General features: G+C 63.8%; 23 protein-coding genes and 1 pseudogene. 7 read left to right on the top strand and 17 right to left on the bottom strand.

The features are described from left to right. Positions 1-21 precede the first annotated feature (21 nt). From FJ950_RS29540 to FJ950_RS17605, 9 genes and pseudogenes are all read right to left on the bottom strand, one after another. A complete protein-coding gene (locus FJ950_RS29540; RefSeq protein WP_015316117.1) occupies positions 22-279 on the bottom strand; it encodes a hypothetical protein in 258 nt (85 codons plus the stop codon). Positions 280-311: 32 nt separating this feature from the next. Further along, complete coding sequence (locus tag FJ950_RS17575; protein ID WP_015316118.1) at positions 312-620, bottom strand: HigA family addiction module antitoxin; 309 nt, start codon at positions 618-620, stop codon at positions 312-314. Positions 621-647: 27 nt separating this feature from the next. Beyond that, on the bottom strand, positions 648-926 hold the full coding sequence (locus FJ950_RS17580) for a type II toxin-antitoxin system RelE/ParE family toxin (RefSeq protein ID WP_015316119.1): 279 nt from the start codon (positions 924-926) through the stop codon (positions 648-650). A 78-nt stretch (positions 927-1,004) separates the two neighbouring features. Then, positions 1,005-1,847, bottom strand: coding sequence for an ATP-binding cassette domain-containing protein (locus FJ950_RS30180; protein WP_348641170.1), 843 nt, complete (start codon positions 1,845-1,847; stop codon positions 1,005-1,007). Between the two features lie 186 nt (positions 1,848-2,033). Continuing rightward, positions 2,034-2,566, bottom strand: a pseudogene (locus FJ950_RS30185) (ATP-binding cassette domain-containing protein); the annotation flags it as partial. Between the two features lie 211 nt (positions 2,567-2,777). Next, positions 2,778-3,683, bottom strand: coding sequence for a DMT family transporter (locus FJ950_RS17590; RefSeq protein ID WP_140617711.1), 906 nt, complete (start codon positions 3,681-3,683; stop codon positions 2,778-2,780). Positions 3,684-3,814: 131 nt separating this feature from the next. Next, positions 3,815-6,979, bottom strand: a complete 3,165-nt coding sequence (gene uvrB / locus FJ950_RS17595; RefSeq protein WP_140617712.1) for an excinuclease ABC subunit UvrB — start codon at positions 6,977-6,979, stop codon at positions 3,815-3,817. Positions 6,980-7,096: 117 nt separating this feature from the next. Beyond that, positions 7,097-8,695 (bottom strand): DUF2778 domain-containing protein, encoded by a 1,599-nt coding sequence (locus FJ950_RS17600; protein ID WP_140617713.1) that lies wholly within the window; start codon positions 8,693-8,695, stop codon positions 7,097-7,099. Positions 8,696-9,243: 548 nt separating this feature from the next. Then, on the bottom strand, positions 9,244-10,500 hold the full coding sequence (locus FJ950_RS17605) for a hypothetical protein (protein ID WP_140617714.1): 1,257 nt from the start codon (positions 10,498-10,500) through the stop codon (positions 9,244-9,246). Positions 10,501-10,643: 143 nt separating this feature from the next. Between FJ950_RS17605 and FJ950_RS17610 the strand changes: the two genes are divergently transcribed. Next, a complete protein-coding gene (locus FJ950_RS17610; RefSeq protein WP_181171291.1) occupies positions 10,644-11,717 on the top strand; it encodes a CapA family protein in 1,074 nt (357 codons plus the stop codon). A gap of 95 nt (positions 11,718-11,812) precedes the next feature. Beyond that, a complete protein-coding gene (locus FJ950_RS17615; RefSeq protein WP_140617715.1) occupies positions 11,813-12,772 on the top strand; it encodes a DUF3137 domain-containing protein in 960 nt (319 codons plus the stop codon). A 17-nt stretch (positions 12,773-12,789) separates the two neighbouring features. Here FJ950_RS17615 and FJ950_RS17620 read toward each other — a convergent pair whose 3' ends face one another. Beyond that, positions 12,790-13,287: a DUF2314 domain-containing protein gene (locus FJ950_RS17620; RefSeq protein WP_015316127.1), complete on the bottom strand. Its 498-nt coding sequence runs from the start codon at positions 13,285-13,287 to the stop codon at positions 12,790-12,792. Between the two features lie 437 nt (positions 13,288-13,724). On the opposite strand from FJ950_RS17620, the gene FJ950_RS17630 reads away from it, so the two are divergent. Both FJ950_RS17630 and FJ950_RS17635 read left to right on the top strand, forming a co-directional pair. Then, positions 13,725-13,967, top strand: a complete 243-nt coding sequence (locus FJ950_RS17630) for a DUF1344 domain-containing protein (RefSeq protein WP_015316128.1) — start codon at positions 13,725-13,727, stop codon at positions 13,965-13,967. Positions 13,968-14,146: 179 nt separating this feature from the next. After that, complete coding sequence (locus FJ950_RS17635) at positions 14,147-15,769, top strand: FAD-binding oxidoreductase (RefSeq protein WP_140617717.1); 1,623 nt, start codon at positions 14,147-14,149, stop codon at positions 15,767-15,769. Between the two features lie 17 nt (positions 15,770-15,786). Here FJ950_RS17635 and FJ950_RS17640 read toward each other — a convergent pair whose 3' ends face one another. From FJ950_RS17640 to FJ950_RS17650, 3 genes are all read right to left on the bottom strand, one after another. Continuing rightward, positions 15,787-16,308 (bottom strand): hypothetical protein, encoded by a 522-nt coding sequence (locus FJ950_RS17640; protein WP_140617718.1) that lies wholly within the window; start codon positions 16,306-16,308, stop codon positions 15,787-15,789. 161 nt (positions 16,309-16,469) lie between these two features. Beyond that, complete coding sequence (locus FJ950_RS17645; RefSeq protein WP_140617719.1) at positions 16,470-17,600, bottom strand: hypothetical protein; 1,131 nt, start codon at positions 17,598-17,600, stop codon at positions 16,470-16,472. A 6-nt stretch (positions 17,601-17,606) separates the two neighbouring features. Further along, a complete protein-coding gene (locus tag FJ950_RS17650) occupies positions 17,607-18,041 on the bottom strand; it encodes a hypothetical protein (RefSeq protein WP_140617720.1) in 435 nt (144 codons plus the stop codon). An 877-nt stretch (positions 18,042-18,918) separates the two neighbouring features. Between FJ950_RS17650 and FJ950_RS17655 the strand changes: the two genes are divergently transcribed. Next, entirely contained in the window at positions 18,919-19,857 is a 939-nt protein-coding gene (locus tag FJ950_RS17655; protein WP_015316133.1) for a diacylglycerol kinase family protein, read from the top strand. Between the two features lie 343 nt (positions 19,858-20,200). Here the strand turns inward: FJ950_RS17655 and FJ950_RS17660 are convergent, their stop codons facing one another. The 3 genes from FJ950_RS17660 to FJ950_RS17670 are packed head-to-tail and all read right to left on the bottom strand — an operon-like array spanning position 20,201 to position 23,942. Then, positions 20,201-21,118 carry an NAD(P)-dependent oxidoreductase gene (locus tag FJ950_RS17660; RefSeq protein ID WP_015316134.1) on the bottom strand — a complete coding sequence of 306 codons (918 nt, stop codon included), beginning with the start codon at positions 21,116-21,118 and terminating at the stop codon, positions 20,201-20,203. Continuing rightward, on the bottom strand, positions 21,115-22,329 hold the full coding sequence (locus FJ950_RS17665) for a mandelate racemase/muconate lactonizing enzyme family protein (RefSeq protein WP_140617721.1): 1,215 nt from the start codon (positions 22,327-22,329) through the stop codon (positions 21,115-21,117). The genes FJ950_RS17660 and FJ950_RS17665 overlap by 4 nt, the downstream gene beginning before the upstream one ends. Further along, entirely contained in the window at positions 22,326-23,942 is a 1,617-nt protein-coding gene (locus tag FJ950_RS17670) for a GMC family oxidoreductase N-terminal domain-containing protein (RefSeq protein ID WP_140617857.1), read from the bottom strand. Before FJ950_RS17670 ends, FJ950_RS17665 begins: the two co-directional genes overlap by 4 nt. 255 nt (positions 23,943-24,197) lie before the next feature. Here FJ950_RS17670 and FJ950_RS17675 point away from each other — a divergent pair, with 255 nt between their 5' ends. Then, complete coding sequence (locus FJ950_RS17675) at positions 24,198-25,139, top strand: phosphoribosylaminoimidazolesuccinocarboxamide synthase (protein WP_140617722.1); 942 nt, start codon at positions 24,198-24,200, stop codon at positions 25,137-25,139. A 202-nt stretch (positions 25,140-25,341) separates the two neighbouring features. Then, entirely contained in the window at positions 25,342-25,737 is a 396-nt protein-coding gene (locus FJ950_RS17680; protein WP_013893544.1) for an acyl-CoA thioesterase, read from the top strand. A gap of 495 nt (positions 25,738-26,232) precedes the next feature. Here FJ950_RS17680 and FJ950_RS17690 read toward each other — a convergent pair whose 3' ends face one another. Next, positions 26,233-26,601, bottom strand: coding sequence for a helix-turn-helix domain-containing protein (locus tag FJ950_RS17690; protein ID WP_023770230.1), 369 nt, complete (start codon positions 26,599-26,601; stop codon positions 26,233-26,235). Between the last annotated feature and the right edge of the window lie 25 nt (positions 26,602-26,626).

Consider the following 26,626-nt stretch of genomic DNA (forward strand, 5'->3'; position numbering starts at 1 on the left):
TCGCCTGAGAGGCGGCGAGCGTCAACGGTTGTTCCGCGTGTCGAGGATTTCCGGAAAGCCGATATCCTTGCGCAGCGCGGCAGGCAGCGACAGCAGGATGCGTTCGCTGCGGTGACGGGCGCGCGCCGCGGCATACCGGGTTGCGATGCGGCCGATGGATGACAGGACGGACATGACGAATTCTCCCTGGTTTGGCGCCGGCATCATCGTGTCGGCATCCCAAGGACGGGGCCGCAACGGGCGATCCGACAGATTGCCCGGAAAATTTTTTGTCAGCATTTACATCTCGTTCAGGCGTCGCCGAGGAGAGCCTATGCGACCTTGAGCGTGGGAATAGCCGAAACATCGACCTCACGCTCGGCGTGCCAGGCATCGAAAGCCGCCTGCATCCGAAGCCAGATCGCGGCGCCGTCGCCGAACAGCTTCCCAAGGCGAGCGGCCACCGCCGGCGAAACCGGCTTCCTTTCGCGGATAATGTCATAGAGCTGCTGCCGGGATATCCCGAGCAGATTTGCAATCTCCACCTTGGTCTTTCCAGTTGCCGGGATAATGTCCTCAAGCAGCGCTCCCGGGTGGGAGGGGCAACGCTCGATCGGACGCGTCGGCTCGTGCACAGTCATACGTCGAACTTCTCCAATCTGGCCGCCTCAGTGATATTGCTCGAAATCGACGCGGGCGGCGTCGTTACCGTCGAATTCAAATGTAATGCACCACGGACCATTGACGTGGACCGTGTAGCGGATGGGATCGAGGCCTTTCAGCGAATGGAAGTCGAAGCCGGGAAGGTTCATCTCCTCCGGCTTTTCCGATGCTTCCAGGCGGTCAAGCCGAACAAGGATGCGCTTGTGCATCTTGGCATCGATCTTGCCGGTTTTTCCGGTTTGAAAAAGGTCGGACAGCGCCTTGTTCTTGAACGATTTGATCATGACATATGTAAACAGATCGCTTACACAAATCAAGAGCCTGTAAGCAGATAATTTACAGGCATGCCGATCTCCCGCCGCTCAGCCGGTTCCCTCAGCCACCTCGCGGAAGAAGCTTTCCGGATCCTCGACTTCGGTCAGCTTCCGCTTCTCGATCAGCCAGAAGCGGTTGCCGATGGCGCGGATGAAGGAGCGGTCGTGCGAGGCGAGCAGACAGCTTGCCTGGTGCTTCAGCAACTCTTCCTCCAGCGCTTCCTGGCCGTCTATGTCGAGATGGTTGGTGGGCTCGTCGAGCAGATAGAAATTGGGATTGGCGAGCCTGAGCGCCAGCATCATCAGCCGTGCCTTCTGGCCGCCCGACAGAACACCGATCTTTTTCTCCTGCATCTCGATGACCACGCCGGCGCCGGCAAGCAGCGAGCGGGCGCGCTGTTCGCCGACATCGTAACGGCGCGAGACCATCGCCAGCGGCGTGTCGTCGCCGCTGATGCCCGACAGCGCCTGGTCGCTGTAGCCGAGCACGGTGGACGGCGTCACCTTCACATTCCGCACCGTGTCCGGCTCGAGGATGGCGTTGCGGATCATGGTGACGAAGCGCGACTTGCCGACGCCGTTGCGGCCGAGCAGCACGATCCGGTCGCCCTGGCAGATGTGGCGCTTGCCGGTCCTGAACAGCAGCGTGCCGTCGGGCGTTTCGACCGCCGCGTCGTCAAGCGTGATCAGCACCTTGGCGTGGGTACCGCGATTGGCGAGTTCAATCGCGCCCGCCGATTTCTCGCGATGCGCCGGATTGGCGGCCTCTTCCAATTTTTCCGCGCGCTGGTTGAGTTGCTTGGTCTTGACCGTCAGCAGGTCGCTGCCGGAATTGATGCCGATATTGTTGAGCTTGGCCGCCTGCCGGCGCAATTGCTGCGCCACCTTCATGTCGCGCTGGAACTTTCGTTCGGTCGACGCGTCAACCTCGTCCAGCGCCTCCCTGGCGCGGGAATAGGGGAGGGAGAACACCGGCGACTGTTCCGGGCGCAGGAACAGCGTCCGGTTGGTGGTGGCGTCTAGGAAGGCGCGGTCATGGCTGGCGATGATGACGGGCACCTCGCGCGGCAGCGCGTTGAGCCAGGTTTCCAATTGGCTGATGCGGGCAAGGTCGAGATGGTTGGTCGGCTCGTCGAGCAAAAGCATGTCGGGATCGGTGACCCAGACGCGGGCGATCAGCGCCAGCCGCTGCCAGCCGCCGCTCAGTGCCTGCATTTCTCGCCCGCGCATCGGCTCGGGCACGTCAAGTGAATCGAGAACCACATCGACGCGCCACATCTCGCTGTCGGCCTGTTCGGGCGGTAACGCCTCAGCCACAACCTCGTAAAAAGTGCGGCCAAGCAGGGCAGGGGCAACGGACTGCTCGACATGGCCGACACGCAGACCGCGCGTGCGGTGATGTCGCCTGTCGTCGGTTCCAGTTCGCCGGTCAGGCATTTGAGCAAGGTCGACTTGCCGCGGCCGTTGGCGGCGACGATGCCGAGCCGGTCGCCGTTGCCGATGCTGAGGTCGAGATTGGAAAAGAGCGGCGCACTCATGGTGACGCCGAGGGATTTGAGGCTGATCAGGGCCATTTTGATTTCTCTGGTCTTGCCGGAATGCCGGCTCATGCACTTTGACGGTGCGCGTGCCGGCCATCAGGCCAGGCGTTGCGTACCACGAAGGGCAGACCAAAAAATCGAAGCGGGAGAAAACCCGGACCGTCCCTGGTCAGCCCTGCAAGCTGGCTCGCAGGGCGCAAATCGGGCCACGCTGACGATGGTGACGATAGAACGTAAACACGTGAGCCCTCCTTTCGAGACGTTCGAGTGTGACGACTGGCTACACCAAAGGCGAGGCTGATGGCAAGGCCGCCGCTTTCAAGCGGCGCGGGAAGGGGTCCAGCACCAGTATGCAGCCGCCGATGATTGCCACCGCGCCGAAGCCCTGGATCAGGGTCAGCGACTCGCCGAGCACAATCGTTCCGGCCAGCACCGCGATCGTGGTGACGGCGAATTCGACGCTGATGGTCCTGGTCGCTCCGATGCTGGCCACCAGCCGGAAATACACGACATAGGTCAATGCGCTCATCACGCAGGCCAGTATGGCCAGGTAGAGGAAATCGACAGGTCGCGGCATGGCTGGCACCGGCACGGCGAGCAGCAGCGGCAGCGTCATCAGGCCGCCGAACAGGAAGGCGGCGCTGGTGAGTTCCAGCGAGCCGGCCGAGCGCAAATGGCGATTGGCGTAGTTGCTGCCGAATGCCGCCGAGAAGGAACTGAACAGCGAGGCGGCACAGCCGATCGCAAAGGATGCGGTGACCGGAACGGCGGGGAAACCGACCAGGACGATGATGCCGGCAGCGCCGAGCAGCAGTCCGGCCAGGCCGCGAACAGCGATGCGCTCAAGCCCCCAGAGCTGGCCGATGATCATCGAGAACAGCGGGATGGCGGCAACCACGATGGCCGCCATCGCCGTGCCGATGCGCGGCGTGGCATAGGACAGGCCGATCAGCTGCGCCGCCACCGTCGTCGCGCCGACCATGGCGAAATGCCGCCAGCCGGCGCTGAAATCCAGCCGTCGCCGCGTCGCGGCGGCAAGCAGAAAGAGCGTGATGCCGGCGATCAGCGCCCGCAAGGTGACCGCGCCGACCCAGCCAAAGGCATGCACCACCTTGAGCAGCACCAGGAACGACAGTCCCCAGGTGACAGCCAGGAAGACGTAGGCGGCGATGTCTCTGGGTTTCATGGGGGAGTTGGCTGATGGTTTTCGGAGCGGAAGAGCAGAATTGAAAGGCCCGTATAGGTTCGTCCCACCACTGGCAAGGTGGCAGGAAAAGCTGATCTATATTGGAGGGACAGCGGGGGCGCGAAGAATTGCTACCGTCCGGGCCTGCCTGTCTTGCCCGGCCGGCGCTTTTCGCGGCGGGCGTCGCCTTGGTCTTCGTAGGAGCCGATGCCGGAGCGTTGACGGACGATAGGCTTGTCGGCATCGCCGCGATCCTTCGCGCCCCTCTCTGTCCTGCCGCACATCTCCTCCACGGGGGAGATTGGCTGTGGCTTCGCCGGGACTTTTCCCTCTACCGGTTTTTCGGTGCGACGCACCGTCATCTCGTCGAGCGAGTTCTTTTTGAACAGCGGCTTGGTCGCATCGCCGGGGATGCCGAAGTCGGAGCCATGCGCTTCTTCCGCCGACTGCTTCTTGAACAGCGACCGCGACACCGCGCCTGACGGCGTCGGCATGTCGGTACCAGGTCCCATATCGTCCAGTGACGGCTTGGCGAACAGTGGCTTCTTCACCGGCACGGCGCCGTCGGCGCCCATCTCGTCGAGATCGGGCTTGCGGAAGAGGTTGGGCCTGGCGGCCTTGGCTGCCTCTTCGGCGGCGCGTGCCTGATCGAGCTTGCGGAACCGTTCCTGTTCCTCCAATGTCCGATGCTTGGCCACGCCCTTGTTGTGCTTGCCCTTTTCGCGGCCAGAGGCCGGACTTTGGCCTTCCACCTCGCGCGCCAGCGGATCGTCGGAGATCGACAATTCCATCTCGTGCAGCCGCTTGATCTCGTCGCGGATGCGGGCCGCCTTTTCGAAGTCGAGATTGGCGGCGGCGTCGCGCATCTGCTTGTCCAGCGCGTCGAGATGGGCCTTGAAATTGTTGCCCATCATGGCGCCGGCGCTGTCGGTGAACTGCGAGATGTCGGCGCGAACATGGTCCTTCTCGTAGACCGAGTCCAGAATATCGGAGATGCGCGACTTGACCGATTCCGGCGTGATGCCGTTGGCGGCGTTCCACTCCATCTGCTTCTCGCGGCGCCGGTTGGTCTCGGCCATCGCCCGCTCCATCGAACCGGTGACCTGGTCCGCGTAGAGGATGACCTTGCCGTCGACATTGCGGGCGGCACGGCCGATGGTCTGGATCAGCGAGGTTTCCGAACGCAGGAAACCTTCCTTGTCAGCGTCGAGAATGGCGACGAAGCCGCATTCGGGAATATCGAGGCCTTCGCGCAAAAGGTTGATGCCGACCAGCACGTCGAAGGCGCCGAGGCGCAGGTCGCGCAGGATCTCGATGCGCTCCAGCGTGTCGATGTCGGAGTGCATGTAACGCACGCGCACGCCCTGCTCGTGCAGGTATTCGGTCAGGTCCTCCGCCATGCGCTTGGTCAGCACCGTCACCAGTGTGCGATATCCCGCCTTGGTGGTGTCGCGGATCTCACCGACGACGTCGTCGACCTGGCTCTTGGCCGGGCGCACCTCGACCGGCGGATCGATCAGGCCGGTCGGGCGGATAACCTGTTCGGCGAAGACGCCGCCGGCCTGTTCCATCTCCCAGCCGCCCGGTGTCGCCGAAACGGCAACCGAGAGCGGCCGCATTGCGTCCCATTCCTCGAAGCGCAGCGGTCGGTTGTCCATGCAGGAGGGCAGGCGGAAGCCATATTCGGCCAGCGTCGCCTTGCGCCTGAAGTCGCCGCGATACATGCCGCCGATCTGCGGCACGGTGACGTGGCTCTCGTCGATGAAGACCAGCGCATTGTCTGGAATGTACTCGAACAGCGTCGGCGGCGGATCGCCCGGCTGGCGGCCGGTGAGGTAGCGCGAATAGTTCTCGATGCCGGCGCAGGAGCCGGTGGCTTCCAGCATTTCGAGGTCGAAGCGGCAGCGCTGCTCCAGCCGCTGCGCCTCGAGCAGGCGGCCGGCGCGCTCGAGTTCCACCAGCCGGTGCTTGAGCTCTTCCTTGATCGACTTGATCGCCTGGTTGAGCGTCGGGCGCGGCGTCACATAGTGCGAGTTGGCGTAGATCTTGACGCTCTTCAACTCGCCGGTCTTCTGGCCGGTCAGCGGGTCGAACTCGGTGATCGCCTCGATCTCGTCACCGAACATCGAGATGCGCCAGGCGCGGTCCTCAAGGTGGGCCGGGAAGATCTCGATCGTGTCGCCGCGCACGCGGAACGAGCCGCGCACGAAATTGATGTCCTGGCGCTTGTACTGCTGGGCAACGAGGTCGGCGAGCAGAGCGCGCTGGTCGAGCCGGTCGCCGATCTGCATCTGGAAGGTCATCGCCGTGTAGGTCTCGACCGAACCGATACCGTAGATGCAGGATACGGAGGCGACGATGATGACGTCGTCGCGCTCGAGCAGCGAACGCGTCGCCGAATGGCGCATGCGGTCGATCTGCTCGTTGATCGAGGATTCCTTCTCGATGAAGGTGTCGGTGCGCGGAACGTAGGCTTCCGGCTGGTAATAATCGTAATAGGAGACGAAATACTCCACCGCGTTGTCGGGGAAGAATTTCTTGAACTCGGAATAGAGCTGCGCGGCCAGAGTCTTGTTGGGCGCCAGGATCAGAGCGGGGCGCTGTGTCTCCTCGATCACCTTGGCCATGGTGAAGGTTTTCCCGGAACCGGTGACGCCGAGCAGCACCTGGGTGCGGTCGTTGTTGTCAACGCCCTCGACCAGATCCTTGATGGCGGTCGGTTGGTCGCCGGCGGGCTCGAAGTCCGACACCATCTTGATGGCGATGCCGCCTTCGGATTTTTCCGGCCGGGCAGGGCGGTGCGGCGTCCACAGCACGCCGTCCTTGTGCAGCGGATTGCCGGATTCGATCAGCGCCGAGAGCGCGGCCACCGTGGCGGTGACGCCACTGGACGACATCGTCTCGGCTTCTTCCAGCGAGATGTCGAGCCCGGCGACCGGATTGAGGCCGGCCGCCGTGCGTTCGCGGGCCGACGCGGCGCCGCCCATCGAGGTGCCGCGCGCGGTGCGGCCCGGCGCGGCGGAGCGCTCGGGTATTTTCTTCGGCGACTTGGCGCCGCCGCCTTTGCCGGCGGCGCGTCCTTCCCGTTCAGCCTCCTGCTCGATCTGCTCGGCCCAATCGGCGATCGAGCCGGTCAGCGGCGTGCCCGACAATTCGGCCTGCGGCATCTCGGCGAAGCCGCCTTTGTGCAGCGGTTCCGAGGCGTCGAGGAAATCGGTCAGCGGGCTGCGCCGCCTAGGCGCGGCGCGGTCCTCATTCGCCGTCGGCGGCGTTCTTCTATCGGGGGATTTGGCCATGTCCCGAATATGGGATTTCTCGGCCAAAATGGAAAGAGCGCGATGAGGACGGGCCGGCGGTCGCGTCAGGCTCCTGACAGAAGGCTGTCAGGAGGTGGCGGACGGTTTCGCCTTATCTCAAGCGCCGCTTCCGTTCGACGCGACCCGGGTCGCCGATCCGTTCAGGCGATCCACCACGACGAGGCGGGTGACCTTGCCCTTCTTGAAGGCGGCGAGGAAGCGGGAATAGTCCCTGAAGACGACGCAGCCATTGGATTCGGCGCGACCGCCCCGCAGCATGTAGGTATGCGCGAGCAGGCCGTTGCGGTTGTATTTGTTGCCGCCGCTCGTCGGGGTCAGGCGGATCGCCTCGACGCCGTGGAAGCGGGATTCGCGCAGCGACAGATTGTAGGTGTTGGGCGGCGTCGGGCCACGATCCTTGACGTGGACATAGCGCGGCTGGTCGACCATTGCGCCGAGGCCGGAATGCGCCTCGAGCCGCTGGCCGTCGGGCATGTAGACGGTCTTGGCGCTGATGTCATAGACGGCGACGCCATGGCCGGCGCCGCTTCCGGCGCTCGGGCCGTTGAACAGGTTCCTGAACGCCTGGCCGAGGCCGCCCGAAGGCGTGTCCGGCTTGGCATAGGCCAGCACGTCGCCACCATCACGGGTCCGGCCTTGCCGGGCCGGCTGCCTGGCTTGCTGGACGGGCTTCGGCTGGGGCGCCGGCTTCTGCTCCAAGGTTCTGGGCTGTGCGGCCGGCTTGTCCTCTTCCACGATCCGGGGTTGCCGCGGCGCGTCATATTGCGGGCGGCGGGTCGGCAGCGGCACGTCGTCGGTGAGCGCATCCGGCAGCGAAGCGGCGTCGCCCGGCTGTTCCTGCTGGGTCTCGACAGGCGCCACCGCGACATCGGCGGAGGATTCGGTCATCGGCAGCGGCGAGGCGAAAGCTTCGTCCTCGACCGGCATCGACTCGACGAGGGCAAGCGCCAGCTGCGCGTTGTCGGGCGTTTCCGACTGGGCAAAGCCCATCGGCGCCGGCGCGGTCTGCACGACGGAACCCGTTTCAGCGCGGGCGAAGCGTTCCGCCGCCGGAGCCGGCATGTCGTTGGACAGGCTGGCCATAACCTGGACGGACGGCACCAGGGACGCCTCGGTGATCCGTGGAGCGGCGCTGGAAATCACTGGATGGGTGCTGGCCGCGGTCGCAGGCTTTCCCGCGCCGGCGAAGGCAGCGGCAAGCTTTGTCGGCGACAGCGACGCTTCCATCAGTTCGAAGCGCTGCTGCGATTTCGACTTCGCCGGCGTTGGCTTGGCCTGCGCCACCAGGCGCCCGGATTTCTCCGCCTTGGAGGTTATCGCGGCCAGCTTGAAGCAACTGGCACCGCACTGTACGGCATGGTCGTGCAGCGCCTGCGCGCCGCCATGCGCATTGGCTGTCATGAAGGGCGCCGAAGAGCTGAGGAAATGCTGCTTCAGCGGATCGGCGAGAGCGAGCGTGCCCGGCATGGACAGCGTCTGCGGCAGGCCGACCGACGTGACCGAAAGCGAGGCACCGACAGAGCTAAGGCCGGCCATGGTGCCGATCAGCCATAGGCCGACGGCGGCGCTGACGCCCGGCACCGCAATCCAGCGGACAACCCGTTCAGGGGTGAAGGATGAGGCACGTGGCGCTTCGAAGGCGGTCTCGCCGCTGCAACGCCTGTCCCCGACAATTTTACGACTCAACAACGCCATGCAACCAATCTTGCTCCAATCGGCTCCCACGTCCGCGGCTGTGATAGCCGCGACGACCATTCTGTGAGTGATCCCAGGTGGTCCCCGACGCGTTTGCCGCGCCTGTCGTTAGTTGCCGATTGCTTCAAAATATGGACAAAGTTGGTTAACCAATCCCTCTCAAAACCAATCGAGAGACGTGGACTTTGTGCCAAAAAAGGCTCGTCCACGACCATGCACGCGGTATTGCAGCCCTTCCAAGGCTTTTTTGCTGCCTGTTTTTGCCGGGCGAGTCAAGCGAAACAGCCTTCGCTAATCCTCGCAAAAGGCGATTCGGCGCTTCCGGGACAGTGAGGCACGCCAAATGCCTGTCGGCCGGGCGCCCGCAAACATCACGGGTGCCAACAGATTTTGTTGCCGTGCTGCCACAAGTCTTCGGCCCAAAAGGGTCGGCTCTCGGGGCTCATAGCAGCGGTCGTGGTGGGCTCCTACGGCTCCAACGCCGCTGTCCAAGGGTTCCCTACTTTCGGATACGTCGGAGTTCGGCCGACGCGCAGCGTCCGCGCCGCTCAGTTGAACCACAGTGCGAACGTCAAAAACCCGCCACCTCCAAACTCGCGCTGGATCTGGTCGAAATCCTCGCTGGTCAGGATCTTGCCGCTCTCCAGATAAGGCGCGATGCCGGGACCGGTGATCGAGAGTACGAGGTCGAAGGGTTTAGGCTCGTCGAAGAAGCGCTTCATGTTGATGCCTTTGCCGGTGATGCGGAAGTGCGGCAGCAGCGCGCGGCCTTCGAGCAGGTCCTCGGTCATCGTCAGGGTCGCGAGCCAGGCCTGCACCTGCTCCTCGCCGACTTCGAGGCCGGTGAGCGGGTTCTCGCCCTTTTGCTGCGGGCCGGGCAGCCATTCGCGGTCATTGTCGGTCTCGGCGCGGATCGCCTTCCAGTCCTCGCGCGACAGCCGGATCATTTCGAGCAGCTCCTGGCGCGCCGCCTTGCGGCGTTCCGGTTCGACAACCGGCCAGTTGACGAGATGCACCATCGAGATGAAGTCGGCGATGCGCCATTCCGAGGAGAAGATGCTCGAGCCCATCTCGCTTGGCGGCGGCACGAGGATGTCCTGCAACGGCAGCTTGGCGCGCGGAAACAGCATGTGGAACGAGCCGTCGAACGTGCCCTTGAAATCATGCGCCAGCCAGAAATCGGCCTGCGCCATCAGGAATTCGGCATAGCCTTGCAGCCAATAGCCGTCGGCGCGGTCGAAGCGGAAGGTGAGCGCGGGGGCTGTATCGCCCTGGGAGATGCCGCCGCGCGACAGCGCCGCCATGATCGCCGCCATGCTTTCATCCGGTGCGATGGTGCCGTCCTCGTGGAGGTCGATGCCGACATGGGTGAGGTCGATGACCATGCCGATATCGGCATCGGCCGGCACCGAACCAAGCGTGGTGGCGGACTTTGCCAGCCGGTCACGGAAGGCCACCAGTATGGCGCGGAACTCTTCGTAGGTCAGCGGCTCGGGATTGGGGTTCGCCGGTACCGGCAGCCGCATCAGCGGCAGCATGAAGGATTGGGGGCTCTCAAACCCATGGCGATGCAGGCCGCTGGCCAGCAGTTCCAGCGCGGTGAAGAACTCGCCGGCGCCGGCGGCATAGGCTGACGCTGGATCTTTCGGCGCGGCCGCTTCCAGGGTCGACAGCGCGCCGTCGCGCGCGGCCACGGTCCTTGCCTCGAACAAAGCGGTTGCTGCTTCGGGCATGGCCGCCGATGCGGACGACAGCGGCACGAGCACAATGAAGGCCGATGCCAGCAGGCTTGCTATTCGTGTCATCTTTTCCCTCCCATTTGTCGCGGCGACCATACACAGATTTACCACGCCGCGCCTGTCGATGCCGGCACGCTGTCCACATCGTTGCATGAATGTCGCCGGGCACGCTTCAACCGGTCCGGCGGACGGTCTACAGAAGGCCAACGATGAGGCGTGCCGTGTCGAACTATCCGCTATCCTACAAACTGTCCTGGCTGCCGCGTTTCCTAAAACCGTCGCTCGGCGGTGGCGCCACTGGATTTGCGCCGGCATCGGGGACGCTGATGGACCCGCTACCGAGACAGACGGTGCGGCTGGCCTTCATCGGCGACATCTCGGCGGTAGCCAACCGGAGCGCGCCGGACTGCGATCCGGCGATCAAGGCGCTGCTGGGCACGGCCGACCTGGTGATCGGCAATTGCGAAAGCCCTGTCGTCGACAGGCCGAGCGCCGTGCTGGGGACAAAGCTCGGTACGCATCATGCGATGAGCGAACGCTTTCTGGCCGAGGCACTCGCGGCGGTTGGCATCAGGCGCGAAAAACTGGTCCTGTCGCTGGCCAACAATCATGTGTTCGACCAGGGCGTCGCCGGTTTCGACGCGACGGTCGCGGCGTTGAAGCGGCTCGGTGTCGGCATCATCGGCCTCGTCGCCAAGGGTCCGGTCGAACGCTTCGCTGCCGGGCCGCTCGCTCTCGGCTTCGCCGCTTTCACGCTCTGGCGCAACGCCGACGAGAGCCTGTTTGCCGACCGCGTCTCGATGGAAGGCGATCCGGCGCGCTGGCCGCGCGAGGCGAGTGCTGGGGTCGATCTCCTCTGTGCCGTGCCGCATTGGGATTGGGAGTTCCGGCATTTTCCGCGCGCCGCAACCCGGGCACTGGCGCGGAGGCTGTCCGGACAGGGCGTCGGTCTGATCGCCGGCCATCACGCCCATGTCATGCAGCCGGTGGAGCGGATCGGCGGGACGGTGATTGCCTATGGGCTCGGCGATTTCCTCGGCACGGCTTTTGCCCGGCAGCCATGGCCGGGGCGGATTGGCGGGATTTTCATCGTGGACGTCAGCGCCGATGCGGAGACGCGCGGCGCTGTCGCGTCCTACTGGTTTCATCCCTTTGTGCGCTTGCGTGCGGGAGACCACGAACGGCTGCTGCCGGTCGAGGCATTGGACGAGCCCATGCGGCAAAAAATCGAGGGCCGGCTGGACGCGATCTTTCCTGCTTCCCTTGTGGACGCGTCGCCCTGACCGCGTGACAGGTCCACGACAGGGCAGGGGTAAGCGCTGGCGACTTTCCCGCGAAAATGGCTATCATGCGGCAACACTGGCGGCGGGGATTGGCGATGGAGACGGCGGATTTCATGCCGGGCGCGGCTGCTATCGCAGCCATCAAGAAAGACATCGAGATCTACGAAGCGAAAAGGGCCTCGGTGGCACGCGCGGCCAAGTGGCGCGCACCGTTGTCCGTTGGCCTGGTGGTCGTCTTCGTGGCGCTCATTGCGTGGCTGTTCAACACGGTCGCCGATCCCAACGAGCAATGGTTCTCAACGCCGCACGTATTTCTGTACGTGGTCGGCTTCGTGGTGGCGGTCGTGCTTTATTTCCGGGCGATCAGGCCGGCGGCGAGGCTGCAGCAATCGTTTCGCCAGACGCTGATGCCGATCATCTTCGGCTTCATTGGGGATATGCGCTACCAGCATGACGTGACGCCGCATTCCTTTGACCGATTGCCGCGCGAGACCGTCGGCGGTTTCACCATGAGCCGCTTCGACGATATCATCTCCGGACGATATGACGGATTTGCGTTCGAACTATACGAAGCCGACCTGTGGGACGGGGGCGCCACCAAGAACAAGGCGACCACATTCAAGGGCGTCGTCGTCGCCTTCGAAACCATCGAGCCGTTTCCAGGAATACTGGTCGCGGCGCGACGTGCCAGTGGTGTGATCGGCTTTTTCCGCGGCATGTTCGCGCCCAGGATGCAGGAACTGCCGTCCGGCGTGCCGGAGCTCGACGCCGCCTACGAGTTCCGCACCAACAATGTCGAGGCGGCGCGGCCGCTGGTGACCGGCCGGCTGGCGCAAGCGCTGAAATGGCTCGGCGAAACCTGGCCGGACGAGCCCGCGCGTGTCGCGCTCAACGGCAGCGACGGTTTTCTGCTCCTGCCGCAGCCGAAGAATTTTTTCGAGCTACCTGATATTTCGGTGCCGCTCGACTACGCCAGCCATGTCGCACCGATGATTTCGGACCTGGGTGCCATGCTGGCGACCGCGGCACTGGTGCGCAAGATCGGCGCAAGCTAGTCCGGTTGGGCAAACGATCAACAATCGTAACCGGATTTGTCGCGCAGGTAGTCCGCTTCTTCCTTCGACATCCTCTTGAACATCACACACACGGTGAAGCTCCCTACTTGCCGCCCGTCGTGTCTGTATCCCCAGTCCGAAATATCGTCCCTGGTGAATTCTATCTCCTGGCCGAGGACGACATTGCGCACAGCTGCCGGTTCGTTTGCCAATATGCCGACGAACCCCGTTTCGGTGCGCTGGAACGGGATGACCCAGAAGTGCTCGCTGATATCCCCATCGCGCACCTCGACCTTCAATTTGAACCTGTCCGTCCCAGAGGGCGGCGTTCCGGCCAGGGCCAGGAACTCATCCAGGCTGGCAAGAGCCTTTGCAGTCGCCGTCGCCATCTCGGGGTCGTCCGTAGCAAACATAAGCGCTTTGTCATCGTTCGGAATCGCGGCTTGCGCGCCGGCCGATCCCGGAGCACACGCCAACATCATCAAGGACATCATGGACCGGACTGCAAGCTTCATGGAAAGGCCCCCTCATGGTAACGGCGCACCATCCGGCATCCGTTCCAGATTTGCAACCGGAGCGCGAGTTTTCTCCATTTCAATTGGCGATCTGAACTGATCCATGACATAAAATGTGTATCGATAACGGCTCGGCGGTCTGTTTCGTGATGCTGCTCGAGACGGATTGCGGCGGCCTCGCCGTGATCGCAACTGCTCGCCACAATCCCTCTAAACGACTCTTTTCGCGAACGGAAATGCGCTCGCCGGGGGAACCGAAGCGGCCCGGAATGATGTCGGCCGCAGACAATATGTCGGAATTAAGCTTATGATATCCTTTGCGAAAATTCACCCAACGTGATTTGCCGATGATAGCTGTTTCGTTCCAGTTTCGGGCCGTTCGGTGCTGCCCTCTCCCAAGCGGTACCGGAAAACCGAAACAGCACGGAGTGATATCCATGAAGAAGACCCTCGCAACCACCGCCGCTTTGCTCGCCTTCCTCGGCACGGCCTATGCCGCGACCGTTCAGGGCACCATCCAGGCGGTCGATCCGACAACCAAGTCGGTCACCCTCGACGACGGCAAGATCTACCAGCTGTCGCCCGATGCGTCGGTCGGGAAACTGAAGGTCGGCGCCAAGGTGGCGGTGACCGTCGACGACAAGACCGGCATGGTGACGTCGATCAAGAAGGCCTCATAGAGACTGCCGACCGGACTTTGAGACCCTGCTCCAATCTGGCCGGTTCCTTGGGGAACCGGCCATTTTCATTGGGTTGGACACTCACCGCCAGGCGACGACGGCGGCGGAACGCCGTTGCGGCAGCGACGCTATGGTTTTTGCCAAAAGGCCGCGCTATTCCTTGGCTGCGGGGGGATCCGATGGCCGAGGAACAAAAGGGATTGCGCCTGTCGCGGCGGCTGCTGCTGGGGGCGGCTGTTTTTGGCGGCGCCGTGCTGTGGGGCGGCACCACCGTGGCGCGGCTGGCGCGAGGCCCGTCAGGGCCGAAGAACAGCGGACGCATCGCCGATGTAGACGGCATCGCACTGCCGCTGAAGCCGATCGGGAGCCCGCCCGCCTTCGATCCGTCGCTGCCCTGGCTGGCCAAGGGCGGCGACATCAACGATGCCAGCGGTCTGTCGAGGACGCCGATCTATGGCGTCGTCGAGGTCAGCGAGGAAGAGCATATCGCCAAGGCGCTCGCCTTCGCGCGCGCCAACGGGCTGAAAGTGTCGCTGGCGGCCATCCGCCATTCGATGGGCGGGCATGCTTTCGACGACAATGCGCTGGTCCTGGATATGAGAAAGTTCAACAAGGTTACGGTGGACGCCGCGGCCAAGACCATGACCTTGCAGCCGGGCGCGTGCTGGCACGACATCCAGACCATGCTGCATCCGCGCTTCGCGGTGAAGGCGATGCAGTCGACCGATATCTTTTCAGTCGGCGGCTCGCTGTCGGTGAACGCGCATGGCATGGACCATCAGGCGGGCTCGGTAGCCGGCTCCATCCGCTCGATGCGGGTGATGCTGGCGGACGGGTCGGTGACCATCTGCTCGCCAACCGAAAACATCGAGCTGTTCCGACATGTCGTCGGCGGCTACGGTCTGTTCGGCGTGGTGCTGGAGGCGACGCTCGATATCGTCGACAATGCCGTCTACAGCACCTCGCGCGAGATCATCAAATCCGACGATTTCCCGAAATTCTTCGCCGAGGTGCTGGAGCCGAACAAGGACATTGGCCTGTTCTACGGGCACCTGTCGACGGCGCCGGGCAATTTCCTCGAGGACATGATCGTCTACCGCTACGATAGAGTGGCGGAGCAGCCGCCGGCCGACCAGCCGGCGCTTGGCGAACCCGATGGCGTCGGCCTGAAGCGGGTGATCATGAACATGGCCAAATGGGGCAGCGCGTTCCAGGAACTGAAATGGTTCACCGAAAAGACGCTGGAGCCGAAATTCGAGAGTTGTACGGTGCCGCGTAGCTCGGCGCTTGCCCAGGGCGAGGCCTGTCTCGTCACCCGCAACAACCCGATGCACGATTCGGTGCCGTATCTGTTCAACGACCTCGTGAATGAGACCGACATACTGCACGAATATTTTATTCCACGCGCGAGCTATAATCCATTCATCGCGGAAGCGCGCGAGATCCTGCGCAACCAGGATCTGCCGGTGCTCAACGCCTCGGTGCGCATCGTCCACAAGGAGGACGTGGCGCTGACCTACGCGCCGGAGCCGGCCTATTCGCTGGTGCTCTACATCAACCAGCCGGCCGATGCCGATGGCAATGCCAGGTTGCGGGCGCTGACGCGGGCGCTGATCGACGTGACGATCAAGCATGGCGGGCGCTTCTTCCTGCCCTACCAGCTGCACTATACGGCCAAGGAATTGCTGGCGTCCTATCCCGAATTGCCGGCCTTCCTGAAGGTAAAGCGGCACTATGACCCGGCGGAATTGTTTTCCTCGACCTTCTACCGTGCCATCAAGGCGCTGAGCGGGACGGTGTAGACGGCACGCAGGCCGTCCTACAGGCCCGTCGGCATCAGCCCAGCCAGCCAGTTCACGGAGCGCTTTGCCGCGTCGGCGGTTGCCGAGGCGGCGCGGCCGAGATCGGTCTTGACCACGGCGTAGCCGTTCTTCGTGCGGTAGAGCACGCCGGTTCCACCGTCGACCACCTGTTCATAGGCGACGGGTCGGGCAGCGGCCGCGTCCAGGGCCGTCGTGGGCGAACCGACCGGGACGCTCGGCCGATGGCTGAGTTCCGGCGGCAGCGGGCTTTCCGTCCTGACGGTCCGGCTGGCGGGCTTCAGTTCCGGGCCCGACGCGATCGCGGCCAGGTGCGAGGAGGACGCCGAGCCCTTCGCGCGGCAGATGCCGGACACGAGCGGATAATTGAAATTGCGCTCGTGCAGGATCTGGCTCTTCATCGCCGCTTCGCAATCGGCGATGGTCGACCACTTGGCCGGCGTCTCGCCGATATATTCGCACAGCTTGGCGTCGCAGTCGCAGCCGACAATGGTCATGGCGACAAGGGCGGTCTTGATCACGGTCTCGTCCCTTCGAGATGCCCCCCGGCAGCCCAGTCAGGCATGTCGCGCCTTCAGGCGACATGCGATCTTCCATTGCGCGCGAACAAGGCGGGATTTTGCCGCGATTGTGGAATGAGCATGACGGCTCGCCAATCCTGGCCAGGCGTGGCTGAAAAGCCTCAGTAGTCGTAGACGTGTTCGAGCCTGGCGCCGGCCTTGATCAGCGACGGCAGCACCAGATGCAGCTTGCGCACGGCCACGACCATGCCGGTGCGGCGCGTCGAGGGGTCCGCCGGCAGCGGATAGCTGAAAAGGATGCGCATGCCTTCGGGAATGGCGATCGAATCGGTCGACAGCACCGTTACCATGATCTCGTCATTGCCGCCGATCTCGACAAAGGAGACTCCCTTGTCGATCAGCCGCGGGATCATGTCGGTGAACACCTGGTAGCGCCTGGTGACGAAGACGGTGCCGTCCGCGCCGTAATCGCGTTCCAGCAAGGTGTCGGGCTCGTTGCGGGTGGCTTCGCCGACCGGCCCCCTGGCCCAGACATGGACATCGAGGAAGGCCGGGTCGGAGGTCGCGGCAAGCGCCTTGGTGATCAGGTCGGCATAGCCTTGCTTGATGGTGTCGGCGAGACCGAAGGCAAGCTTGCGTTCGCTGGTGCGGACGGAACTGTCACCAGGCGCCGGCTGCACCGCGAACAGCCCGGCGCGCTTCTCGGCATAAGGGAACTGGTACCACGGCACCTGATCGAGGAAAGAGGCATACTCCGCGGCCACCTTGGCCTGGTAGATGTCGGCCGCCGTGCGCTTGGCTGACGTCGCCTCGGTGATGCGACCGACCGTGTTCTCATAGGCCCATTGCAGGATATGCTCGATCGAATGGCTGGTGCCGATGATGACCAGCATCTGGTGGTTGGCGTAGTTGAACTTGTAGGGAGAACTGGCGCGGATCACCGTGGCATAGTCTTGCCAGAAGCGGCCGACGTAGGACCAATAGGGAAAGCCGCTCGGCTGGTCCTTGGCGACGAAACCGGCATATTCGCGCGCGGCGTAGACGATCGCCCATTCCGGGTAGGTGAGGAAGGTCGACTCCTCCGGCCGCTGGTAGCCGGGGATTTCGGCGCGCACCTTGTCGGCCAGTGCCTTGGGCGGCGCGCCGTCGGCAATGCCTGGCAGCGGCGTCCTGTCGAGCGCCGGTGTCGTCAGGAAGCCATAGGCCAGCCCGGCGATCGGGATCAGGATGACGATGACGATCAGCCAGAGGATCGCCTTGACGATGCGCTTTATCAAGCGGAACAGGAACATGGCCCGTCAGGCCGTGGCGAAGTGGTCGTAGATGCGCTTCGACAGCCAGAAGCCGATATAGACGGCGATGCCGCCAATGACGATGTGCGGCAGGTTGGCGAAGAAGCGGGCAGGGAATTCGATGTCGTTGAGGGAGCGGAAGCCGTTGATGAAGATACCGGCATCGAGGCAGCCTGAGCCGGTGATCAGCCCGAGCACGCCGTCGAACAGGTAGACCGAGCCGAACAGCTTGAAATAGAACACCGCCTGGCGATGCGAGATGAAGGCGGCGGCCAACGCCCAGACGCCGGAGAAGGCGTGCAGCAGGTCGTCGTACCATTGCAATGAGAACAGGCCGAACAGATTGCCGTCTGCATCGTTGAAGGCCGGAATGTAGCCGATGGCCACGACGCCGAAGAACAAGAACGCGTAGGCGACTGCAAGCTTCTGGATCAGCGTCATGAAGTATCCCCCTTCTACGAGCCCATTTGTAAACGCTACTCTGCCAGCCGCCTGACGCGGTTTTCTGCGCTTCCGCGTTCTACTGCACCGCAGCAGAACTGTGCTCACGGACCCAAAGGTCCGCTGTGCTTCGGTTCTCGAAAACCACGCCATCCGACTCGGCAGAGCGCGTTTTCAAACGGGCTCTGACGACGTCGAACGTTAGCTGATTTTGCCGCCGGTTGCAGCCCCAACCGGAAACACCGTAAAAATTGCGTGGGAGAGCCAAAAGACAGTCGGCGCCGGGATTTCTCCCAGCGCCTCCCTGTCAGATCAGGACACGGTCGCGGCAGCAACTTCCGTAAAGTCGTCGCGCCATGCCGGCCTTGATTTTGACGGTCCTGCCAGAAGCCACCCGAGAGCAGCATCCGTTCCAGACCACGCCGGTCTAGGCCCTTGCGGGCTTTTGCCCTGCGTGCCATCGAAGGTTTTTGCCGTCCTTCATGGCAGCATCGGTCCGCCGTCGGCGTTGGCACGCTTTCCGCGGCCCCGTAGGTCTCGGCTTCCGTCCCTTGAACAAGCAAGCCTGCTCTCGTTCCGGGCCGTACGGGCCTCAGGAAATCCGCCTTTCACTTCGCCTTTCGGCTTGATGATCGGTAGCCGCCTGAGATGGGTTCAATTTACGCCGGGTAAGGGGTTTGGGGAATGGCCGCGCCCCTGTGGATAGCGGGATTATCGGGGACCAATGCCAGAAACCAGGGAAGTTCAAGCGCGAACGCCTTAGACAGCCTGCCCCCGCGCTTTTTGGGCCGAAAGCGCCCTTGCTCCGCCGGCCGGTACGAGTTTGAATGCCGGCAAAGGATCGGGCATCCAGGTCCGGCGCCGGGGAGGGCGAAACTTGAAGGTCGGGGTGGTGCTCAATCCGATTGCCGGTGGCGGCCGGCTGAAACGGCATTGGCCTGACGTCGCCGCCGCGCTGAAAAAGCACTTCGGCGATTTCGAACTGCGCGAGACGCAGGCCGAAGGCGACGCTGAGCGGCTGGCGCTTGATCTCGCGGCAAACGGCTTCGACCTGGTGATCGCGGCCGGCGGCGACGGCACGGCGAGCGAGGTGGCCGACGGCTTGCTGCAGGCCCGTGAGGAGGGCGGCAGGACGACCGAGCTCGGCCTGCTGCCGTGCGGCACCGGCATCGATTTCGCGCGTGGCCTCGGCCTGCCGAAGGAGATCGGCGCGACGCTGGAACGGATTGCCGGGGCGAAGGCCAGGGCGGTCGATGCCGGCCGCATCTGCTATATCGACGACCATGGCGCGCTGGCCAGCCGCCACTTCATCAACATCGCCAGCCTTGGCCTGTCGGGCGCCACTGATCGCGCCGTCAATGCCGACAAGCGCAAGGGCAGGATGTCGGCCAAGGCGCTGTTCCTGTGGCGCACCGTGGTCGAGTTCATCCGCTACCGCTTCCAGGACGTGCGGATCACAGTCGACGACGGCACGCCGGTCGAGGCGCGCATGGCGCTGGTGGCGGTGGCCAATGGCAAATTCTTCGGCGGCGGCATGATGATCGCGCCCGATGCCGAACTGACCGATGGACGGTTCGACATCGTCATCCTGCGCGCGGCGGGCAAGCTGAAGCTGATCTGGGACATCCGCCTGCTCTATGGTGGGCGGCACCGCAACCATCCAGCGATCACCATCCTGCGCGGCAGGAAAGTGGTTGTCGAACCGCTCGGCGACGTCGAGAAGAATGGCGCGCTGGTCGACATAGACGGCGAGTCACCGGGGCGCATACCCGCCACCTTCGAGATCCTGCCTGGTGCGTTGCTGGTGAGATATTGAATCAAGGCACAGCCCGGCGGTGGAGCGTCTCAACGTCGTCATCCCAGGGCGAAGCAGGAGCGAAGCTCCGTCGCGGAGACACTGGGATCCATGCCGTGATATTGGCCGAAGAGTGCGGCGGAGCCGAAATCAGCACCGTTGCAGCGCCTTGATGTTACGGGATGGATCCTCGGGTCAAGCCCGAGGATGACGAAAGGAAGGGGTGTCTCCCGCCAATCGCCGAGCCATGCAGTCCGATCGAAACTCTCGCCCGAGAAACCGGTCGAGATGTTGCAGCTCTGATTCAAGTTGTTGCCGCTATGATTCTAGATGCTCGCCCAACATCTTGATTTTATTTGCTAGCTCATATTTCCAGCCTGGCCGGAAAGCCCGGCGCGCGCAGGTCGGTGCCGACGGTATCTTCAAGCAATTTGACGATCTGGGTCGACCAGGCATCGCCGCCATAAGCCGCCTTGCCTTGCTCGAAGATCGCGTTGACGCGCGACGCCAGATCGAGCGGCACGCCGGATTGTTCGGCCATGGTCAGCGCAAAGCCAAGGTCCTTCAGCGCAAGGTCCATGGTGAAGCCGATATCGTAGGAGCCGTTCAGCACCAACTGGCTTTCGGTCTCGTGGACGAAGCTGTTGCCTGAAGACGCGACGATGGCGTGGTAGGATTGCGCGAGGTCGAGCCCGCCTTGCTTGGCCAGCATCAGCGCCTCGCCGGCGGCGACCAGATGGATGAAGGCCAGCATGTTGGTGATAACCTTGATCACCGCCGCCGAGCCGATCGGGCCCATCAGGAACGACTTGGCGCACATCGCTTCGATGGCCGGGCGGTGACGCTCGTAGAGGGGGACGTCGCCGCCGACCAGCGCGGTGATCTTGCCGGCCGCCGCCAGATGCACACCGCCGGTGACCGGGCATTCCAGCGTCTCGATCCCCTTGGCCGAGGCGAGGGCGGCCAGCCGCAAAATCTCGTCGCGGCCGTTGGTCGACATCTCGATCCAGGTGCCGCCCCTGGGCAGCCCTTCCAGCAATCCGCCCGGGCCGCCCAGCACCGCCTCGCTGACTTTTGGTGAAGGCAGGCACGTGATGGCATTGCCGGCCCGCGCCGCGGCTTCGGCCGGGCTATTGGCGGCCGTCGCGCCGAGCGCGACAAGGCGCTCGACGGCGGCGGGGTCGCGGTCGACGACGGTGACGTCAAAGCCGTTGCGGATCAGGCTGGCGGCAAGGTTGCCGCCGAGATGGCCAAGGCCGATGAAGGCGTAGCTTTCGCTCACGGCATCAGCGGCGTCTGCATCATCTGCAGATGCAGGTCCTTGCCGGTGTAGGGATGGGCGTCGCAGACCGCCTCGTTCAGCTCGACGCCGAGGCCCGGCTCCTTCGACGGGATGACGTTGCCGTCCTGCCATTCGATCTTCTTCTTCAACAGCGTGGCGTGGAAACCGTCCCACTGCTTCAGCGATTCCAGGATCAGGAAGTTGGGCAGCGTCACCGCGAGCTGGATGTTGGCGGCACCGACGATCGGCCCGCAATAGCAGTGCGGCGCGACCTGGATGTGATAGGCCTCGGCCATGGCCGCGATCTTCTTGGTTTCCAGAATGCCGCCGGAGCGGCCGAGGTCCGGCTGCAGGATGGTGGCGGCGCGGTTCTCGATGACACGGGCGAATTCGGATTTGGTCGTCAGCCGCTCGCCGGTGGCGATCGGGATCGAAGTCGCGCGGGCGACCTGCGCCATCACTTCGGGCATGTCGGGCGGCACCGGCTCCTCGAACCACAGCGGATCATAAGGCTCGATGGCGCGCGCCATGCGCAGCGCGCCCGATGCCGTGAACTGGCCGTGCGTGCCGAACAGGATATCGGCGCGGGTGCCGACCGCCTCGCGGATCGCCTTGATCATGCGGGTCGAGACATCGATGTCCACGAGGCGCGGTTGGTGGCCGTCGAAGGCGGTGTAGGGGCCGGCCGGGTCGAGCTTGACGGCATTGAACCCCTGCTCGACATATTCGAGCGCGCAGGCCGCCGCCATCTCCGGGTCGTTGTAGACATTCCTGCCATCCGGCGCGTCCTCGGAATGGACGCTGCCGGTGTGCGGATAGAGATAGGTGTAGGAGCGCAGCGTCTCGTGAACTTGGCCGCCAAGGAGCTTGTAGGCCGGCTTGTTGGCTTCCTTGCCGACGATGTCCCAACAAGCCATTTCGAGTGCGGAAAAACAGCCCATGCCGGTCACGTCGGGGCGCTGGGTAAAGCCGGAGGAATAGGCGCGGCGGAAGAAGTTCTCGATGTCGTGCGGATCGTGGCCGATCAGATAGCGCTCGGCCATGTCCTCGACGAGCTTGGCCGTGACATGGGCGGAGAAGGTGGCGTTGTAGGCCTCGCCATAGCCGACCACGCCGCCATCGGTGGTGAGCTTGACGAAGATGAAATACTTGCCGCCGATGCCGGGTGGCGGGTTGCCGACAACCCAGGTCTTGACGTCGGTGATCTTCATGTGTGGTCCTCCAGAACCAGTTCGGCGCCCTTCCACCCGGTCATGACCGAGGCGGCGTTGGTGTTGCCGGTGATGTTGTCGGGAAAGATCGAGGCGTCGATGATGCGCAAGCCTTCGAGCCCGTGCACCGTGAGGCGCGGATCGACGACGGAGCGCGAGGGATCGGGTCCCATGCGGCAGGTCGAGACCGGGTGATAGACGGTGCCGGAGCGTTTCCTGAAATCGGTGATCAAGTCGGCGTCGGACCGGATCGACGGACCGGGCAGCACCTCTTCGGCGATGATCTCGGCCATGGCGGGCATCGAGGCGATCTTGCGCACGAATTTCACCGCCGACAGCATTTCCTCGACATCCGCATTGGTCGAATAGGCGTTGGCGACGATCTTGGGATAGTCGAGCGGATTGCTGGAGCGGATCATGATCTCGCCGCGGCTCGATGGCCGGCAGTTGGACAGGCCGATGGAGAAGCCCGGCCACGGATCCGGCGTCAGGATCGGCCGCTCGCCGTTCTTCGGGATGAGGGTCGAGAAGGCCTGGAAATAGAGCTGCATGTTGGGGCGCGAGAAGGCCGGATCGGTGCGGAAGAAGCCGCCGCCATGGTTCATCGACAGCGACAGCGGCCCGGAGCGGGTCAGGATGTACTGCATGCCGACCAAAAGCTTGCCCCACCAGGGACGCAGGATCTGGTTCAGCGTCGGCAGCTTGCCCTTGAAGGTGTAGTTGATGCCGACATGGTCCTGCAGATTGGCGCCGACATTCTCGTTGGCATGCACGACCGGGATGCCCAAGCCTTCAAGCAGCGCCGCCGGACCCACCCCGGAGAGCTGCATGAGCTGCGGCGAGTTGATCGAACCCGCGGACAGGATGATTTCGCGGCCGGCGCGGGCCGTCCTGGTCTGACCGTTCTGCAAATACTCGACGCCGACGGCGCGCTTGCCTTCGAACAGGACGCGGCTTGCCAGCGCGTTGGTCTCCACGCGCACATTGGCGCGCTTCATCGCCGGGCGCAGGAAGGCACGGGCGGCCGACATGCGGCGGCCGTTCTTGGTCGAGATCTGGTAGATGCCGACGCCTTCCTGGGCAGCACCATTGAAATCGGGGTTGAGCGGCAGGCCTGCCTGCTGGCCGGCGGTGAGATAGCGCTTCGTCAGCGGGTGGACGGCATCAGTGGTGTCGCTGATGTGCAGGGGACCGCCGCTGCCGCGCCATGCGTCGGCGCCGGCTTCATTGTCCTCGAGTGCCTTGAAGGCCGGCAACAGATCGTCATAGCCCCAGCCGGGATTGCCGGCGGCGCGCCAGTCATCGAAGTCTTCGCGGGCGCCGCGGATCCAGACCATGGCGTTGATCGAGCTTGACCCGCCAAGCAGCTTGCCGCGCGGCCAGTGGTCGACATTGCCGCCGAGGCCGGGATCCGGCTCGGTCTTGTAGTTCCAGTTCACCGTGGGATCGAAGAAGGTCTTGCCGTAGCCGAGCGGCATCTGCACGTAGAAGCGCCGGTCGCTGCCGCCGGCTTCCAGCACCAGCACCGAGAAGCGGCCCGAAGCCGACAGTTTGTCGGCCAGAACCGAGCCGGCCGAGCCGGAGCCGACGATGATGAAGTCATAGGTCTGCATGATGAAAATGGCGGCTCCGGAAATCTGGCGCAGCCTAGACGCCATGGGTTCGCCGCGTCGCCGCGCCTTCCGGCATCGGTTGTGAAAAAAGCGACTGGTATACCGGCCGGCTTTCGGGGAATGCCGACAATCGCGCTTGATATGCATGGGGTCGACGGACTATGCGGATAGCATCATTTCGGCATGATTTTCCGATAAGTCTGCAACTTTTCGGAATCATGCCCCTGGCCACTCCGCGCAAAGGCAGGAGAACCCATGCGTGTCCTGTCGGATGCTTTCATTCCCGAACTGCCGGGCTATTACAAAGGCAAGGTCCGCGAGAATTACGACCTGGCCGACGGCAGGCGTATCATCATCGCCACCGACCGTCTCAGCGCCTTCGACATCATCCTGACCTCGATCCCGTTCAAGGGAGAGATCCTCACCCGGACGGCGCGGTACTGGTTCGAGGAAACCGCCGACATCTGCCCGAACCATGTGCTGGAATATCCCGACCCCAACGTCGTCGTCGGCACAAGGCTCGACATACTGCCGGTCGAGATCGTCGTGCGCGGCTATCTGGCGGGGACCACCAGCACCTCGATCCTGACCCGCTACCGACGCGGCGAACGGGACATGTATGGAATGCGCCTGCCAGACGGCCTGCGCGACAATGAGAGGCTGGCCGAGCCGGTCATCACGCCGACCAGCAAGGCGGCCGACGGCGGCCATGACGAGCCGCTGTCCAGGGCCGAGATCCTGGAGCAGGGCCTGCTCACGCAGGAGCAGTGGGACACGGTTTCGGATTATGCCTTGAAGCTGTTCGCCCGCGGCCAGGCGCGCGCAGCCGAACGCGGCCTGATCCTGGCCGACACGAAATACGAATTCGGCACAGACAAGGACGGGGCGGTCATTCTCGCCGACGAAATCCACACGCCCGACAGCAGCCGGTACTGGATCGCGGCGAGCTACCAACAGGCGCTGGCTGATGGCACGCGGCCGGAGAGCTTCGACAAGGATTTCATCCGCTCATGGGTGACGGCGCGCTGCGATCCCTACAAGGACCCGATCCCGAGCATTCCGGACGAGATCGTCGAACAGGCCTCTGGGGTGTATGCCCAGGCTTACGAGGCGATCACCGGCAAGGCATTCGTTCCAGACATTTCCGGGCATACGGTTCTCGACCGCATCCGCGCCAACCTTGCACGTTATTTCTGAGAAGTGCGATCTCCAGGAACCGCGTTCCTCGGCGATTGGGAGAACCTTTCTGACACCGAAGCCGCTGAAAATCAGGCACAACCGGGCGAATGCCAGGCTAGCCTATGGCCTTGGGGCGAGGAAACAGCAGCCGCCGCGCGTTGACCTATTCCCGTAGCGGCGATACGGGATCGATGACCATCACTGCTTGAGGATTCTGCCCATGGTGCAGTACGCGGACGGACGGCCGATCGGAGACCTGACGCTGCGCACCCTGGCCATGCCTTCGGACGCCAATGCCGCAGGCGACATTTTCGGCGGCTGGGTGATGGCGCAGATGGATCTTGCCTGCGGCATCCGCGCCGCCGAGCGCGCCAGGGGCCGCGTGGTGACGGCGGCGGTCAAGGAAATGTCCTTCGCCAAGCCGATGAAGATCGGCGACACGCTGTGCATCTACACCCATGTCGAACGCGTCGGCCGCACCTCGATGACGCTCAAGGTCGAGGCCTGGGCGCAGCGCTATCTTTCCGACCTGATGGAAAAGGTGACGCACGCCGATTTCGTCATGGTGGCGCTCGACGGCGAGGGCAAGCCGAAGGCGGTTCCGGCCGAGAGCTGATTCGATACCCGCCAAGCCGGGGGCATTTGTAACATCGCCCGAGTGAAGCGATGCGTTCAGCGACATGCTGCCGTTGCCTTCCACGCGCAATTCTCCCGGACACCGGAGGAAGACAATGCGTCAACACCTGTTGAACGGCTGGCTTGCGGCGGCTCTCGTGGCCCTTGTCTGCCTGCTCGGTATAACCGCTTACGCCGAAGTCAAACAGGACCTTGGGCGCACCGCCTGCCTGCATGACACGACGGATGCGAAGCAGCGAACAGCGACGTGCACGATCTGCAGCCAGACGCCTTGCTTGGCGCGAAGGGCCTGACTGGCTGCCGTTGGAATGTGGGTTACCGTCGAGAGGGGGGCCGGGCGCGTCGGGCCGGCATCGAGCGCCATAGACTGTTTCCAAGTCGCCTTTAGGTCCAGTCGCTTTCAAGGAGCCGTGACTTCGCTTGGGCAGCTAGAGCCGCTCAGTGCAGGTCCCGAATCCCTTGCCGCGCATGGGCTTCAGGCGTGCATGTCGTCGAATCTGGCGCGTGCCGACTGGACACGCTGGGTGTTCTTGCGGGCCCATTCGCCGAGCGCGCCGACCGGCACCAGCAACTCGTGACCGAGCTCCGTCAGCTCGTAATCGACGCGCGGCGGAATGGTCGGAAATACCTTGCGCGTGACGAAGCCGTCGCGCTCCAGGCCGCGCAAGGTGGTGGTCAGCATCTTCTGGGAGATGCCGCCGACGGCGGCGCGCAATTCGTTGAAACGCAGCGGTCCGCCGCCCAGCTTGCCGACCACGAGCACGGTCCATTTGTCGCCGACGCGCTGCAGGATTTCCGACACGGCGCGGCAGTCCTCGGTGTTATGCGGGTGCCTCAGTAACAAAAACGTGCCTCCTTGCGCATCAAAT

It is taken from the genome of Mesorhizobium sp. B2-3-14, from assembly GCF_006442175.1.
GTDB lineage: Bacteria > Pseudomonadota > Alphaproteobacteria > Rhizobiales > Rhizobiaceae > Mesorhizobium > Mesorhizobium australicum.

Excerpts from the sequence above, each read along its gene's own strand:
- FJ950_RS17600 (WP_140617713.1), bottom strand. The coding sequence starts at position 8,695 with ATGGCGTTGTTGAGTCGTAAAATTGTCGGGGACAGGCGTTGCAGCGGC.
- FJ950_RS17620 (WP_015316127.1), bottom strand. The coding sequence starts at position 13,287 with ATGAAGCTTGCAGTCCGGTCCATGATGTCCTTGATGATGTTGGCGTGT.
- FJ950_RS17580 (WP_015316119.1), bottom strand. The coding sequence starts at position 926 with ATGATCAAATCGTTCAAGAACAAGGCGCTGTCCGACCTTTTTCAAACC.
- FJ950_RS17650 (WP_140617720.1), bottom strand. The coding sequence starts at position 18,041 with ATGACGCTGATCCAGAAGCTTGCAGTCGCCTACGCGTTCTTGTTCTTC.
- FJ950_RS17670 (WP_140617857.1), bottom strand. The coding sequence starts at position 23,942 with ATGCAGACCTATGACTTCATCATCGTCGGCTCCGGCTCGGCCGGCTCG.
- uvrB (WP_140617712.1), bottom strand. The coding sequence starts at position 6,979 with ATGGCCAAATCCCCCGATAGAAGAACGCCGCCGACGGCGAATGAGGAC.
- FJ950_RS17590 (WP_140617711.1), bottom strand. The coding sequence starts at position 3,683 with ATGAAACCCAGAGACATCGCCGCCTACGTCTTCCTGGCTGTCACCTGG.
- FJ950_RS30180 (WP_348641170.1), bottom strand. The coding sequence starts at position 1,847 with ATGAAGGTGGCGCAGCAATTGCGCCGGCAGGCGGCCAAGCTCAACAAT.
- FJ950_RS17575 (WP_015316118.1), bottom strand. The coding sequence starts at position 620 with ATGACTGTGCACGAGCCGACGCGTCCGATCGAGCGTTGCCCCTCCCAC.
- FJ950_RS29540 (WP_015316117.1), bottom strand. The coding sequence starts at position 279 with ATGCTGACAAAAAATTTTCCGGGCAATCTGTCGGATCGCCCGTTGCGG.
- FJ950_RS17665 (WP_140617721.1), bottom strand. The coding sequence starts at position 22,329 with ATGAAGATCACCGACGTCAAGACCTGGGTTGTCGGCAACCCGCCACCC.
- FJ950_RS17615 (WP_140617715.1), top strand. The coding sequence starts at position 11,813 with ATGGAGACGGCGGATTTCATGCCGGGCGCGGCTGCTATCGCAGCCATC.
- FJ950_RS17680 (WP_013893544.1), top strand. The coding sequence starts at position 25,342 with ATGGTGCAGTACGCGGACGGACGGCCGATCGGAGACCTGACGCTGCGC.
- FJ950_RS17675 (WP_140617722.1), top strand. The coding sequence starts at position 24,198 with ATGCGTGTCCTGTCGGATGCTTTCATTCCCGAACTGCCGGGCTATTAC.
- FJ950_RS17645 (WP_140617719.1), bottom strand. The coding sequence starts at position 17,600 with ATGTTCCTGTTCCGCTTGATAAAGCGCATCGTCAAGGCGATCCTCTGG.
- FJ950_RS17635 (WP_140617717.1), top strand. The coding sequence starts at position 14,147 with ATGGCCGAGGAACAAAAGGGATTGCGCCTGTCGCGGCGGCTGCTGCTG.
- FJ950_RS17610 (WP_181171291.1), top strand. The coding sequence starts at position 10,644 with ATGAGGCGTGCCGTGTCGAACTATCCGCTATCCTACAAACTGTCCTGG.
- FJ950_RS17605 (WP_140617714.1), bottom strand. The coding sequence starts at position 10,500 with ATGACACGAATAGCAAGCCTGCTGGCATCGGCCTTCATTGTGCTCGTG.
- FJ950_RS17630 (WP_015316128.1), top strand. The coding sequence starts at position 13,725 with ATGAAGAAGACCCTCGCAACCACCGCCGCTTTGCTCGCCTTCCTCGGC.